At 44.8% G+C, this 15,329-nt stretch carries 7 protein-coding genes; 1 reads left to right on the top strand and 6 read right to left on the bottom strand.

The window, feature by feature from the left end; all coding sequences use genetic code 11:
- Positions 1 to 243: 243 nt before the first annotated feature.
- The 4 genes from ACSQ8O_RS09790 to ACSQ8O_RS09775 form a co-directional block, all read right to left on the bottom strand.
- On the bottom strand, positions 244 to 6,411 hold the full coding sequence (locus tag ACSQ8O_RS09790; protein ID WP_436241403.1) for an S-layer homology domain-containing protein: 6,168 nt from the start codon (positions 6,409 to 6,411) through the stop codon (positions 244 to 246).
- A 76-nt stretch (positions 6,412 to 6,487) separates the two neighbouring features.
- Positions 6,488 to 8,041 carry an extracellular solute-binding protein gene (locus tag ACSQ8O_RS09785; RefSeq protein ID WP_436241402.1) on the bottom strand — a complete coding sequence of 518 codons (1,554 nt, stop codon included), beginning with the start codon at positions 8,039 to 8,041 and terminating at the stop codon, positions 6,488 to 6,490.
- A gap of 147 nt (positions 8,042 to 8,188) precedes the next feature.
- A complete protein-coding gene (locus ACSQ8O_RS09780) occupies positions 8,189 to 9,049 on the bottom strand; it encodes a carbohydrate ABC transporter permease (protein WP_056624454.1) in 861 nt (286 codons plus the stop codon).
- 16 nt (positions 9,050 to 9,065) lie between these two features.
- Positions 9,066 to 9,971 carry an ABC transporter permease gene (locus tag ACSQ8O_RS09775; RefSeq protein ID WP_436241401.1) on the bottom strand — a complete coding sequence of 302 codons (906 nt, stop codon included), beginning with the start codon at positions 9,969 to 9,971 and terminating at the stop codon, positions 9,066 to 9,068.
- Positions 9,972 to 10,306: 335 nt separating this feature from the next.
- Here ACSQ8O_RS09775 and ACSQ8O_RS09770 point away from each other — a divergent pair, with 335 nt between their 5' ends.
- A complete protein-coding gene (locus ACSQ8O_RS09770) occupies positions 10,307 to 12,580 on the top strand; it encodes a helix-turn-helix domain-containing protein (RefSeq protein WP_436241400.1) in 2,274 nt (757 codons plus the stop codon).
- 71 nt (positions 12,581 to 12,651) lie between these two features.
- Here the strand turns inward: ACSQ8O_RS09770 and ACSQ8O_RS09765 are convergent, their stop codons facing one another.
- Both ACSQ8O_RS09765 and ACSQ8O_RS09760 read right to left on the bottom strand, forming a co-directional pair.
- Positions 12,652 to 13,620, bottom strand: coding sequence for a GNAT family N-acetyltransferase (locus ACSQ8O_RS09765; RefSeq protein ID WP_436241399.1), 969 nt, complete (start codon positions 13,618 to 13,620; stop codon positions 12,652 to 12,654).
- Between the two features lie 616 nt (positions 13,621 to 14,236).
- On the bottom strand, positions 14,237 to 15,316 hold the full coding sequence (locus tag ACSQ8O_RS09760; protein WP_436241398.1) for a Gfo/Idh/MocA family protein: 1,080 nt from the start codon (positions 15,314 to 15,316) through the stop codon (positions 14,237 to 14,239).
- Between the last annotated feature and the right edge of the window lie 13 nt (positions 15,317 to 15,329).

Raw genomic sequence — 15,329 nt, 5'->3', positions numbered from 1 at the left:
ATTCTTCTCTTTATCCTCACTACTCACCAATTATTCTCATTACACTCTTAACTCCTCATTGCTGTCCTTACTTCTCACTACTCATATTGGGGGTGTCGGGGCGTCAAGGGGAATCGAGGGAGTCGGAGGCGGAGGCGGGGGCGAGGGCCTGGGAAGAGGCGGGAGCCACACAAATGGAAAACCCGAAAGACAACGCTTTCCAAGCGTACATCTTTCGGGTTCCTGTTAATGGCTTAATTGATTTTACTTGCTAGCTTGCTTAGGCAACAATCGCGTAATCACCGTAATCGCCTCTGCACGGGTAACTGTGGCAAGCGGTCCAAAACGGTTCTCTGCATATCCTTGCATCAGTCCTGCTTCTTGTACGATGCCTACAGCTTCTAGGGCCCACGCAGGAATGTCGGAGACATCCGCGAATGTCACGGCTTTCACCCCTGAGGTGCCCGGCGCATACGCGTTCGCCAGCACAACAGCCAGTTGTGCTCTTGTCAATGGATTGCCAGGACGGAACGTGCTGTCCTCGTAGCCTTGAACAAGGTTCGATTTGGCTGCCAGCGCAATCGCTTGCTTCGCCCAATCGCCGATCGTATCACCATCGCTGTAATTCGGCAGCTTTTCTGCCCCGGCGTTTGGATGCAAAGCGTTCATCAGCATAACGATGAATTCTGCACGTGACACGAACTGATTCGGCTTAAATGAGCCATCCTCATACCCATGCATGATGCCCGTTTTCAACGCTGCTCGAATATCTGCCTCTGCCCAATGTCCTGCGATATCACGAAGAATCGATATGGGGTCTACGGATGGTTTCCCAGGTACTGCCGTCGATTGGTTAACAGCGAATACCGCATATTTCGTCAAATGATTCACATCGACAGTGATTAGATCCTCATTTACCTTACCGCCTGGGACCTCCACCCACACTTTTTTAACTTCGTCATAGTAGAAAACCGCTGCTTTCTGGTCAGCCTTCAAGCTCGTTTTGTCAAAAGCAAACGTTAACGTGATTGGCTTACTGAAGTTCTCAGAGATGTTTTTCAAAATCTCAAAAATCGGACTAGCGAGAACCTCTTTACTGGTTATCAGTTTTGCAGTATCTAGCACTTTGTCTATCGTGACCTTCAGTTCTTTGGCCGAAGCATCAGCCGGGATTATAATCTTCACCTCATTATTCAAACTAACCTCGCCTGTTCTACCTTGAGGTAATGTCAACGTCCCATTTTTAGAAACAATGGGTTGGTTGTTTGAAGTTGACGGTGACGGTGAAGAACTACTGTTATCTGCATCGCGTCTTACCGTTACTGTATAAGATTTACTACTACCGTTCTGAGCAGTTACCACAATTTTAATTTCATTCGTACCTACTTGTAAATTAACCCCTCCACTTGCTTGGCCACTACTCGTTGAAACGCCATTCACGGTCATCGACGCATGACTGTCATACACATTCGCCGTTACCGATATACGCGATACCGAATTAGGTACATTTAAGATATAGGACGTTGTGCCAGCTGCAAAAGCAGGAGATATTACGCCAGTAGATAATGTTAATCCACTTAAGTCGGCATTGCTGCTAACTACAGGCACTTCTGGCAATCGATTCACACGAAGTTGATATGGATTCATGGCAATGCCATCTTCGGCTGTCACCTGAATATCTATTAGGTTAGATCCCACTTGTAAGTCGTTCACTGTGTACGTATACACACTACCCGTTACTGAACTATACGTTGCTCCGGTCACTGTCAGAGTTTGATTTGCATGAGCTTTACTTACTGTCAAAATAAGACTGGTAATACGATTCGGAACTTCAACGTTATAAGAAAGCTGCGCAGAATCGAACGTTATTGTGCCTTGATCTACACCTAAGTCCGATAGCAAAGCATCGTTACTTATCACGACTGGAACACCGAGCAGGATAACCTGTGTAACCACGGCATCTTCATACTTCGCTGCTTTTAACGTTACTGTATGGCTCCCCTCACCTAGCACGCCAGCATGAATCGTGATCTTCCCTGATTGGATGGTGTAATCCGTCGGTGACAACGTCGTTGTGCCATCCTTCACGGCTGTAATGGCCGCTCTCCATGCCGCATCCTCTGTGAACGTGATATCGATTGCGCTAAGCGTATCGTTCGTTGTCACATCTGCTGTTAACACGGGGGCAGATGCTACGTTCACACTTACCATCACAAAACCATTATCTTTGGTGAAAGGTACTTCGCTGCCGTTCCATAACACCTTCGTTGTGGATGGTGCGTAAGTAACCGTAGTCACACTGCTGACGCCTGACAGCTCGTTTATCGTCAGCTGTAATTCATTCGTGTTCACACTCGTTGTAATATCCACATTCTCCGCTGTTTGTTGCAAACCGTCTACGAAATAATATTGCAACTGTCCAGCGACTTCCTTCTCACTATTCGAATAGAATAATTGCTTACGACCATCTTTCATGTCCACCACGATGTGTGTTGGATCGGTTCTGCGCACGTTCTCGATTTTACTTGTACCTTTGTACGGTTCAAGTACGCTCACGAATTGCGCATTGTTGCCATACACCCGATTTACCACTGTAGGTGTGTAAGCAGCTGTATCGTTACCAGGCCCAGGTGCTTCGCCTACGATCATCGTAGAAGTCGCGCTAGGAGAGCTTGTTAAGCTAAATAGCTTTAACCCATTTCCATTGACAGTATTCCATGTACCTTCCCAATTACCTGACAGCTCCTTGGATGTGCCATTTCGGAAGAAAGGCGTTGAGTCCTTCGTGCCCAGTGGACCTGCGAAAGTGTCCATTGTCGTGCCAGGTGTGAATGCACCAATACCATGCAATAACCAATCATACTGATGTCTTGTTGACGATTCCAGTGTAAATAGATCGATCATGTAATCCTTGGTCACAGCCACTGTTCGCTCATAGCGCCCCATGCCCGCGTAAGCTTTACTTGATGTGTTCGTCATAATATTGAATGGCTCAGATTGCATGAATAACTTCGTCGGTTCATACACTTCCACATTGTTCACAGTCGGAATTGCCTGCGTATCGCCGTCAACCATGACGGTGTTATGAGAGAATGTCGTTTTGTAATAAGACGTGTACATAGAGTTACTATAAGGAGGAATACCAAGATCAGGGGCTAACCGTTCACCCTTCCCAAATACCTCTAAATGAAGCTTATCCGGATGACCGTGATAACCTCCGTGCACACCGTAATCAACAAGTGCGTAAAGCTGCTCTTCTCCAGTACCCGCACGCAAAACAGAATGGCCGAGTCCCGTGAAATTCATACTTTCGGACGGCAATGTTCCTCCATTTGGAATAATGGATTTCCCGTAGAACACCGCTTGTTCGCCAACAATACCCGAGTTTGTATTGCCCGGCACAATAAAGCCGCCTCTGGCACGCTCTCTATCATTATAAAGCATACTCAACAGCGTGCCGTAATCAGCGTCATTGTACTCCGCATATACGCCTTCGTAATCCATCGGCACAACTCTGCCTGGCGCCCCTAAATTCGTAGGATATTTACCAGAATCGTTGCTGTTAATAATTCCGAGATCCGGGAACGCATATTGCAGTGTAACATCAAATGTTTTCTTGAAATTCGGACTAGCAAAAAGATCATACCCCATATTCTTCAAAGCTTGCGCATGGAAGAACAACGCTGACTGTGCGTAGAAATGATATCCGATCGCACCCTCATACCAGAATCCATCGGATAGTACGCTGTTTGCCATTTGGAAATTAAATCCGCTCTTCCCTGTGACAGAGAAATCCATCAGCGTCTTATCTTCCAATGCTGCGCCAACAGCACCGATTGCGGCATTGTGCCACGTTTGCCAGTTGGACTTACCCACATCATAACCTTGCAAGGTTTTAGCTGAAGGGGCAAATAAATTCTGCTCCACATTGTACTTCTCAGCGGCACTCAACAGACCGCTTGGTTCAATCAAGTCGTAGGCTTGAACGAGTTCAATCATTTGAACCGCTTCATCCAGCGACTGATAATACAGTCTGCCGTTTAGCGCTTGCAACGCGTAGCTTGGATATAGCTCCGCATAATTGAGCAGCATCTCTTTGGCTTTCTGCGCATACTTAGCTTCACCGCTTAATGCATAAGTCAGCGCTAGATTGCGTACTGCCTCGATATTAACTGTATGTGCTGTAAACCGCCATCCGGCATCGATATCCGAACCCGTATATATTTGATTGTCAGTCGGACATAAATGTTCATGAGGTTTGTCATAATTAAATACGAGTGGCGTATCTCCGCAGACGAATTTCCCACTCTCTCCTGCTGGTTTGGAAGGATAATAGACCGTTTTGTTCAACCAGCCATCCGCTTTTACTTTAATCGCATCTAGGTAATCTTCAGCCCAACCATAGCTCTGAATCTTAGCCTTCGCCTCATTCAGTTGCGTTTGAGATGTCATAATGTACGGATGTTGCTTCGTCGCGACCCTTGGAGCCCCGACCTTCGCATTCAATTCAATTGTTATTTCTTTACCACCTTGTAAAGGCTTCACAGTATAAATCGCCTTCTGCACATCACCCGCTTGGGCAGAGGCAGGCACCTTGACCTGAAGATTCACATCCGTTTCCGCGCCTTTCGCAACGACAGCGGTTGTCGGAGTAACCGTTACATCATAACCAGATCCAAATGCTGTTTTCGGTGTAATTTGATAAGCGGTATCAACGTCACTAATGTTTTTGAGTGAAAATGTATAGTTCAGCGTGCTATCTGGTAATGTGCTCTTATCAATTTGCTTAATGGATGATTCTACCGCATTCTTAGCCAGAGCAAAACCATCGAAATACAACTTATCCGTCGGATCGGATACATCTAAATTGTACCAATTCGGATGAATAATGACTTGGTTGAAATTCGCTAAGTCAGCTAATCCCGTTGAATTCAGCATTTTATTGAAAGGTACTTCAACTTTCTTCCATCCTACCCAATCCACATAAAAGGTAGACATGAAATAATCGAACCCTGGCGTTGGAACGTTACACTCAAGAATGAAATACACCTTTTTATTCGATGCTTTTTCCGAATACATCCAGAATTCAATCTGGTCATTTTGCTTCCAAAGTCCAGTCATCCCTGTTACGTTAATGGCCGTTGTTGGATCTGTCCATTTCCCCGATTTCGTACCAAGAACGGCTGGTATTTCAGAGGTTGCTGTCGTGTTCGTCCAACCTGCAAAAGTTTCCATATTACCAATTGGTGTACTGGAACTTCCAGACAAATCAATGTTATACGTGTAACTCTTCACTTCACTGACCTTGCCTTCGAATTCAGCTTTCGTCGTTACCGTCTGTAAGTGATCAACCACAAGGGGTGTTGTATACAACTTATAAGCGTTATCTACGCCATCAATTTTATAATAGACCGCAGCCCCGACTGTCGGTGATGATAAGGTAACCGACTTCGTTTCCGCATACAATCCCGCTGGAGGGTTCACATTAACCGTTTCTACATAGTCTCGATAAATAATTGAGTACTGATAACTCGTTTCTTCACTTTCAATATTGTTAATCGACGATTTCGTAACCAGTGTCACATTGGCTGTCTGTTCACCGTTTGATGTGAGCGTGAGCGGAGTTGTGTAAAGTTGGAACGCACTATCAATGCCAACTCGTTTATAGTATATCTTCGTGAGTATAGCTGGCGTCGATAAGCTGGATAAACTAACCGTTACTTTATTTGCATATTCGCCAGAGGCCTTATCTGCCGTAACAGGTTGGACAGATGCCGTATTGGTCAACCGGAAGTCATCTAAGTAAATTTGCAATCCCAAGTCAAGCGTCGTATTGGCGATTGCGGCTTGATCGAAACGCACATAATCTAACGAACCCCAATTATTCAATGTTGCGATGCTCTTCTGTGTTTTTACAACACTGAGGGGAACCTCAATTTCCTTCCATCCTGTCCAATCCAAAAGGACTCTGTAGTAATAATAATTACTGGTGTCCCCTTTCATATAAAATCGAAGTTGAATAGGCTTATCAGCTTGATCGCCGGTTCTTGCTTTTATTGAATAAGCCCATATTTTCATTGTGCTATATCCGTTTAAATCAACATTTGGCGCTAATTTGGGATAAATAAGAGCCGAACCCGCAACATCAGCGCCATTATTAAAGGCTAATAACCACTTCTTGGATCCCGTTCCCTCTTTGATATACTGAGGATCCAAATTATTTACGACTGCAAGATCAGCTGTGCCTTTGATGTCGCCAGCTAGATTCGTCGTCGAATCCATATTGTTCAACTGCAAGGAAATCGGAAACTCCTGAACCGCCGCACGCGCGGTTTGAAGTGGAAGGAACACTTGCAGCAGGCTGAAGAGTAGCAGTGCTGCATGTAAAGCTGACAGCCTTTTCATAAACCGACGAAGAACCATAATCTTCATTCCTCTCCTCTGGGGTAATACAAAGCCCCGCTATTTCAGGCGGGGCTGTAATCAGTGAAGCCATTCCTCTGTAACCCTATTTTTTCACTGCGGCTTTCGCACGTTTGTCAGCATTTCTGTAAATATTCACGATTTCCTCGTAGCCAAGCTTCTTCTGCTCTTCAACGAATTTATCCCACTCGCTGAAGTTGCGTGAACCCATAATGAATTTGGAGAAATTCTCGTCACGATTAGCATTCAGGGAATCACCTTTCGTATCCAAGATTTGTTGCTCTTCCAGCGTGAAGGCAAGCGTACTATTCTTCTCGCCATCATACTTAGGTGCTTCTTTATAGGCAGCTTGCAACTCTGGTGAAGAAACGGAAATATGTGCATTGAAATCAAACCATGTATAAGCTCCATCTGTGGACAAACCGGTTTTCTTTCTCAAATCTGCGATGTCCGCATATTTCGTTGTGAAGGAATTTCCGCTAGCCGTATCTCCTTCTTTCCCCCAACTAACAAGTTTCTTACCTTCTTCCGAGTAGAAGAAATCCATATATTTCATGACATCTTTGATCTTGGTCGACTTGGAAGAAACCATGAAGCCTTCCTCTGTCACTGCTGTAAAGGCAGTCTTACGCGGTCCACCTGCCCAGCCTGCTGGCGGGGCCATATAATTCATAGTGAACTGTGGGTTGTCTTTACGTAATGCACTGTTGTAGAAGTCAATACGTCCCATGTAGTCAAGTGTTACGAATGCGCGATTCGTGGAAACGATATCCTGCCACATTTTCGTATCAATGGTTAAGAAATCTTTCGGGATCAAGCTTTCTTTATAGAACTTATTCAAATAGGTTAACATCGTTTTGTATTCATTTTGAATAGGTGCGTATTTCCAATCTTTAGATGCGCTGTCAAAGAACACAGAAGCTTTACGTTTCTCTACTTCTGCAGGTACGTTGAAGCCCGCTCCGAAATCGTACAAATAACGCAAGCCATTCCGGAACGTCAACGGATAACTGTCTGGATATGCCGTTTTGAGCTTCTTCAAAGTCTCATAGAGTTCATCCCAGTTCGTTGGTGCAGCTAAACCGAGCTTCTTGAATACATCTTCCCGATACATCCAGGTACGACGGTTAGATTCACCTAAACCTTGGTTAGGGAACACATACATTTTGCCATTAGACGATAATACGTTCTGCGCTTCTGTTGGATATTTCTCCATCCAAGCCTTCAAGTTCGGCATGTCCTTCACATAGTCAAGAATGTTGACCAAGGCACCTTGCTGCCCGAATTTATCAGCGGTTGCTTTCGTTTGTGTCCACATCAAATCTGGCATATCACCAGAAGCAACAGTTATGCTAAGTGCATCTTCAAGCAGATTTCCTGGAGGCAATTGAATATCAAGCTTTACACCTGTTTTCTCCGTCAAATATCCCCATACTTTCCAATTCGCATCATAAGGCCAGCTTGGGTTACTGTAGTCTAGAAACTTGAAGGTTTGTGCTTTCGGTACTGATGACGACGATGAGGCAGCTGCTGTCGATGCTGCGGATGGTGTTGCCACACTGTTTTCTTTGGAACATGCACCCATGACGAAACTCATGCTCATAATTGTTGCTAACATAACGACCGACTTCTTCTTCATACGTTGCCCCACTCTCCCTATTTCCCTTAAATTTGCTTTCCCCTTGTGCGGAATGGCCTCATGCTGCTCGACTGATTCGACTTTCCCTGTCTAGCTTGTCTCGCTTGTCTTTTCTTCCTTGCTTCCCATTGTTCTTGTACCTCTATATTAACCTTTGATCGACCCAATTAGTGCTCCTTTTGCAAAATACTTCTGAAGGAACGGGTAGATCATCAGGATGGGAACCGTTGTAATAATAATGGTTGCGTATTTAATGGATTCGTCTACGATCATCGTATCGCCGCCTATATTGCCAGCACCCGTGCCTTGACCTTGCAGCACCATGTTGCGAACAATAATTTGTAAAGGGAACAAGTCGGCATCTCGCAAATATAAGAGAGCAGAGAAGAAGTTGTTCCAGATTGCAACGCCGTAGAATAAACCAATGGTCGCCAGAATCGCTTTGGATAAGGGTAATACGAGCCGAAAGAAGATGCCGATGTCCGTAAGCCCATCCATTTTGCCAGATTCCTCAACCTCTTGGGGCATGCCAGCAAAGAACGTACGCATTACAATCAGGTTCCAGGAATTGACCAATGTTGGTAAAATCATCGCCCAAATCGTATCGATGAGATGGTAGCTTTTGACCACTAGGAACGTCGGAATCAAGCCACCACTGAAAAATAGCGTAATCACGATCATGATCATGAAGCCACGGTGAAACAGCATATGTTTCTTGGAAAGGGCATAAGCACCTGCTGCACTAACTAACAAAGAAAGCGTCGTACCGAGTATGGTATAGAAGATCGTATTGAGGTAAGCCCTTCCAATTTCTGGTTTTTCAAAAACGGATGCATAGGTGTTCAGATTAAATTCTTTTGGCCATAGGAATACTTGCCCCTTTAAGACGGGAACGACTCCACTGAACGAAACCGCTATCATATAAACGAAGGGATACAGTGCCGATACGACAACTCCCAGCAAACTCACGAATAAAACAATATCAAAGAGACCAAATTTTCTTTTCATACACGTACTCCCTTCCCTACCATAAGCTTGTCTCGCTCGTTCTGCGGCTAATCCAATTGGCAGTCAGAATGAAGATAAGGTTAATGACACTGCTGAATAAATCGATCGCGGTACCATAGCTGTAGTTCAATGACTGTATAGCCGTCCGATATACATAGGTAGATAGAACATCGGCGGTTGCATAAATGGATGGATTCAACATCAGAAGCACTTTTTCGAAACCAATATCCAAGACATGTCCGATGTTCAAAATAAACAGAATAATAATTGCCGGCCGAATGCCAGGTATTGTAATATGCAGCAATTGGAGTCTGCGATTTGCGCCATCCACTTTCGCCGCCTCATATAATTGAGGATCGATCGCACTTAGCGCTGCTAGATAAATAATCGTTTCCCAGCCGACATGCTGCCAAATTTCTGAAAAAATATAAATTGTCCGGAAATAGCTTTCATTCTGCATAAAGTTCATGGCATCATATCCGAACCACTGGATCACTTTATTGACTAATCCACTCGTTGGTGAGAGAAATAAGAACATCATACTTACAACAACAACATTGGATATAAAGTGAGGTAAATAACTGATCGATTGTACAAAACGCTTTAATGTAGCCCTGCGCACTTCATTTAATAAGAGAGCTAAAATAATGGGTGCGGGAAATCCGAAAACTACTTTATAAATCCCTAGGAGCACTGTGTTTTTCAGCAGCTTCAGAAAATCGGGACTATGAAAGAATAGTGAATAGAATTTCAAACCAACCCATTCACTCGCCCACACACCTTTAAAGGTGTTGTAGTCCTTAAACGAAATCAAAATCCCGAACATCGGCACATACTTAAATAATAGGTAGTAAATAAGCGCCGGCAAAAACAAGAGCATTAAATACTTGCTGTTCTGCCATCTCTTTTGGAATTGCCCCATGCCTTGACCTCCAGTCTGAATATCCTGTCTATGCATCAAACTTTAATGTAACGCAATCATCCGGGCAATGAGGCATACTTTCGATTCCTCACCATTTTCTACATTCCCGAAATCGACATAGATTCTTAAGAAAAGTCAACATTCTTTATTCCAACCTGATTGGAAAATTCCGCATGAGCATCCACTATCTGTAACTATTTTGCACCCTCTCCTCGCTTCATGAGGCATGAATCATGAAAATGGAGAACTTTTTAAAGCTCAGAGTATTGAACCCCTCCCACTGCACCGTGATATACTCAATATGGTTAACTCCTACTAAGGAAAGGAATGACACGATGAAGTGGATAGCACGATTTTCGACAAAAATTCAAAATCAAGTATCACTGTTCTACACCTTGTTCTTCAGCTTCATCGCGATTATTCTATTGCTCGTATCGATTAATACGTGGTCTTATTCCTTCTTCCGCGATCGGATCAAGGATGAGATTATCCTCAATAGCGGTCTGAATTTGAATACGACTGTCGCTAATTATGAGAAGCATATCAAGCTGATTCGAAGCATCATGGTCGGCTACCTGTTCAGCAATGACACAGAAATCTTAAAGAATGGCAATCCGTTAACCCACTACGATATTGTGGTTAAAGCGCAAACTAATTTACAGTACTCACTTAATAATTCCTTACTTTATTTAGACAACATCCTCTATTACTTCAAAGATAGTCGGTTTGTCATTGAGAAAGACGGTACCCGGAATGCCGAGACCATGTTCAGTAAATTTTATGCCCAGTCATCCTATACGGTTGATTTCTGGAACAAGGAGTTGGAAAGCTCACAGAGCTTCAAAATCTACCCTTCCGCCGTCTTCAACTCACTTACCGCATTCGAAAATAAACCAATCGGCAGCCTCATGCCCATCCTAATTAAGAGTGCGTATGATACGAATTTCGCTTTTATCGTCTTCATGAAGAGCTCAAAGGTCTATGAAGCCTTTCATCAGTCACAGCCTGAAAGTAGCCTCCTGATTATGGATGGTAATCAAAACATGATTTTCTCCTCCGATATGGTTCAACTACCAGCTGAAATCAAGGGGAAATCTGGAAGTGGCTATTCATTAATTAAGAATACCTATTACATCTACCAGACTAGCGCAGAGACAGGTTTAACTTATATCGAGGTCGTTTCCGACAAAGGTCTCACCAAGCAAATTCACCGACTTAACCTCAATATGCTAGTACTTATCCTACTTTCCCTATTCATCTCACTTGCGGTTTCCTATCTGATTGCTAGGAGATTCCATAATCCACTTGCGAATATGCTTCGCTCGCTGGAAGCATATCATCCTGCTGGCCTGCAAAACATTACGAATAGCCGAATTAAGGAATTCAACTTGCTTCACAATACACTTCACGATCTATCCCGATCGAATCAGGAATTTCATAATGATATTCGCTCCAAGAATACACTGTTGCAGCAATTTGCCTATATGACACGATTGAAGAAACTGGAAGGCAAAGGCTCACAATTGCAGACCTCTATCGATGCGAACAAGCCATACAAGCTCGTCCTTTTTCAAATCGACTTCAAGGATAAATTCCTCACGGAAATTACGAACGGGCATCAGCGCATTTTTAACACGTATAAAGAGCTGATCGAGGCCCATTTCTCGCGCATGTACACAGATTCATTAACCTTTCAATTGGAAAAGGATCAAATCTTATCCATTCTTTTTATCGAAAATGAGGAAGATGTTGGGCATCCTGATGATCTAGATCATCTTGTGCGTATGCTGGATATCGACTCTGCGTATTGCAATTTCACCATTGCACCAAGTTCTATTCACAAGAACTCATCTGACTTTGTGGAAACCTATCAGAACGCGCTAGATCTCATTAAACAACGGCGGCTAGGCGAAGATGTTCAGATTATTACGGAATGGCTTCCACAGCCTGCTCTACTGATTCCTACACCGTCTGAGGAGAACGAGCTGACAGCTAATCTACAAGCAGGATCTGATGCCGTCACGATTCCTCTAGCCGATAAGCTGCTCGATCAGCTTGCGAAGGCAGGCGCACTAGCCCACCAGTTCCAAGACTTCACCAAAGATATCGTGAACAAAGCAATGAAGAGTATGTACGCCCAAAATATTTCCATCCACACGTTCTCTGACAGAGGTTCACCTTACGATCTCTTGAAAGCATGCCATACCTTGGCGCAGTACAAAGATTTCTTGCATTGGTTCTTAGCACGATCTGCAGCCGCCATTAAAGAGAAGAAATCTGAAACCGACGTCATGACCAAGTTCGTCATGGAATATGTGGAGTCTAATTTCGGAGATGATCTGTCACTGGAAGCCATCTCAGCCAAGCTGGGAATTACCGGTCCGTATCTATCGACCTACTTCAAAGAAAAGACAGGAACGAATTTCAGCGATTACATCTTCACCGTCCGAATGAATAAATCAATTGAAATGCTGCGGGATACCGACCTGAAAGTGCAGGAAATCGCTTCGCTCGTAGGCTATTTCACAGCTGCTTCTTTCAACCGTGTTTTCAAGCGACATACAGGGATTACTCCAAGTGAGTTCAGAAGGCTCAATAATAAAAACTGAATAAAAGGAGCAAACAATAAAGGGAGCCATTACGCCTGTTCGGCATAACGGCTCCCTCTTTGATTTCTACCTTATAGATCCTTGGCATATCTCGCGTAGCACTTCCAACTGTGATAGCCCAGCTTTCCGTAGAAATCTACGAAAGGAGTCGTATCAATGACCACGTGACGGACGTCACGCTGCAACAAATAATGAATCGCTGCTTGTACAATCGAGATACCATATTTATGTCCTCGGAAGCTCTCATCGATGCCTAGTGGCCCAATACCGCCCAATTCCCCCTCGAAGAGCAGCGACCAGTAAATGTTCTGAGCTAACAAAGGAGACTGCGCATCATTCATTCTGCAGAACCCAATGATCGAGCCCTCTTTCTCTAACAGAACGAACTCTCTGCCCGTACCACCGCGTTCCCAATAGTCGCGATGCTGATAATCCCATGCGCCAGGAAAGCAGCGACTCATGAACGCTGTTAAGCCTTCTCGATCATGCGAATTTGCGACTCGGAATGTCGCCTCGTGGACAGCTGGCAAAGATACGGTCTGATCATCTTCGTACGCGTTCAATAGATCGAATGATTTCTCCAGGAAGGCGTAATCCCTCTTCTCAAACCACGCTTTCGTTTCCTCGAGCTGATCCGGAATCCCTGGAAACAGACGGCCATGCAGATCGTTGCCCAGCATGATCCGCCGTGCTCCAGCATTCTGCAGGGCATCTTCAGCTTTGTGAAGCAAGTAACTACCGATCCCCTTGTTCCTTTGCTGGGGGTCTACCATCAGCGCCTGAATCCATCCCATATCCCCGCGAATGCCAAAACGCGAAGTAACTTCACTAGCCCTCTTAGCAATGACGAATCCAACAACACGCCCGGACGATGGCTCTAGCGCCACCCAGGATCCTTCCCTTAGCCAAAGTCTGTCTCCTACGACATTCTGCTCCAGCAATCGAAGCCTCATCGGAAACGACTCCAATAACTCTTTGTTCCAAAGCGCCACCATCTCACTCAGATGCGTCTCTTCCATCCGTTCGAAAATCCAGTTCATGCTGCTCCTCCTCTGGGTATCCCTGATTACACATACGTAAGTTACCGCAAATGGCATAGCCTTACTGAGAAATATAGGACATCTGGGCGATCTCGCCTATAAGCAAATCTTTCAATTGTTTGTAGATGATAAGAATCATCTATGAAAAGAGGCTAACTAGATGGGCAACGCATCTTGCTCCTATACACTCACTAGCTACTTGCCAGCCACTCGCTCACATATACACTCACTAGCTACTTGCCTGCCACTCGCTCACATACACTTTCACTAGCCACTTTCCCAACACTCGCCGACAACTAACTGTATAAACTACAGCTATTTTCTGCATGTCCGCCAAGAAAATCCAATTAAATGTAAAAAGTACAGTTAATATCGCCACATTTCACTATTCCCAGCAAATTGAGCTCTATTAGCTGTATGAAATACAGTTATTCCTTGAAAATGAGGAAAAGGTGCAAAATTAACTACAGGAAATCCAGTTGTTCTAACTAAAATCGTCTTTCAAACCTTAATAAGCTTGTGAGATCACGGTATAACGCCGTCCTCACACCACAAGCTATCTCAAAAAGCCCCTCCCCCGCCTAAAAAGCGAGTTCGGGGCTTTACTTCTTATTACTTATTGCGTATAAATGTGAGGATTCTGGCGTTGACACTCCTCAATAACCCACAGCTGTCTACGCACCTGTTGAGGCGTAATCTCCAACTCTTTCCCCTCGGTCAGCGTGTCATACAGCATCAAATACAGCCTCTCCGTCATATGCTCGAAAGCTGACTTCCCACCTGGAATCGCAACCTCCCAGCTTTCCGTTTGCCAAGGCAGCTTCTCACTGCAATAAGCAGGCTTCCCTTCTGCTGAAAATAAAGGCTCTCGGATCAGCTTCTGCTCAGGCGCTTCCTCTGGTTTAAAATATTTCCACTCCAGCTTATCTCCAGTTCCATGGAGGCCCCCATTCGTTCCTTGAATGTTGAACTGTTCATGAGGAAAAGCAGAACTGGATGAAATTTCCATATCTATCGTTGGTCTACCTTTTCCACGAAGCAAGAGCTTCACATAATCCTCCGCATCACCAAAGGTATTCGTTCTATCCATGATGCACATGACCTCGGGCTGCGCGTCCGCACCAAACAGCTGCAGTGCCTGATCCAGTGGATGCGGCCCCGTATTCATCAAGCTGCCGCCATTATTGCTTTGCAGCGTTTGCCAATCCCAACGGCGAGCAAAGCCATTCAGGCTAAAATCGATCTGCACGATACGACCCAGCACACCTGATTCGATTACTTTACGTAGCTGAACGAAGGCCGGCTGATATCGGGATTGCTGGAATACTGCCAAGATAGCACCGTTTCGCTCAGATGACTCGATGAGCTGGTCAACCTCCTCCGTTGTCTTTGCCAACGGCTTCTCGCACAGAACATGTAGACCGCGGTTAAGCAAATCCAGTGTAATCGGAAAATGCTGATGACTCGGAGAAGCATTCACGATCAAATCCAGCTCCTCGTGGGCCACCATCTCCTCCCAGGACGCATAGGCTTGGCATCCGTATTCTAGTTTCGCCAGCTCTTGACGTTCTGGAATGGAGTCCGCAACCGCCGTAATCCGGTAATGCTCAGGAAGTTGAACAAGTAAATTCCCATGGATATCGCGCCCGCTGCGTCCCTGTCCGATAATACCTACCTTTACAATTTTCTTGGTCATCTCAACTACCTCT

The organism is Paenibacillus sp. LjRoot56, from assembly GCF_964253335.1.
In the GTDB taxonomy this organism is placed as follows: domain Bacteria; phylum Bacillota; class Bacilli; order Paenibacillales; family NBRC-103111; genus Paenibacillus_E; species Paenibacillus_E allorhizoplanae.
The sequence above is the reverse complement of the archived record's forward strand: the minus strand, read 5'-3'. Positions and strand labels throughout refer to the sequence as shown.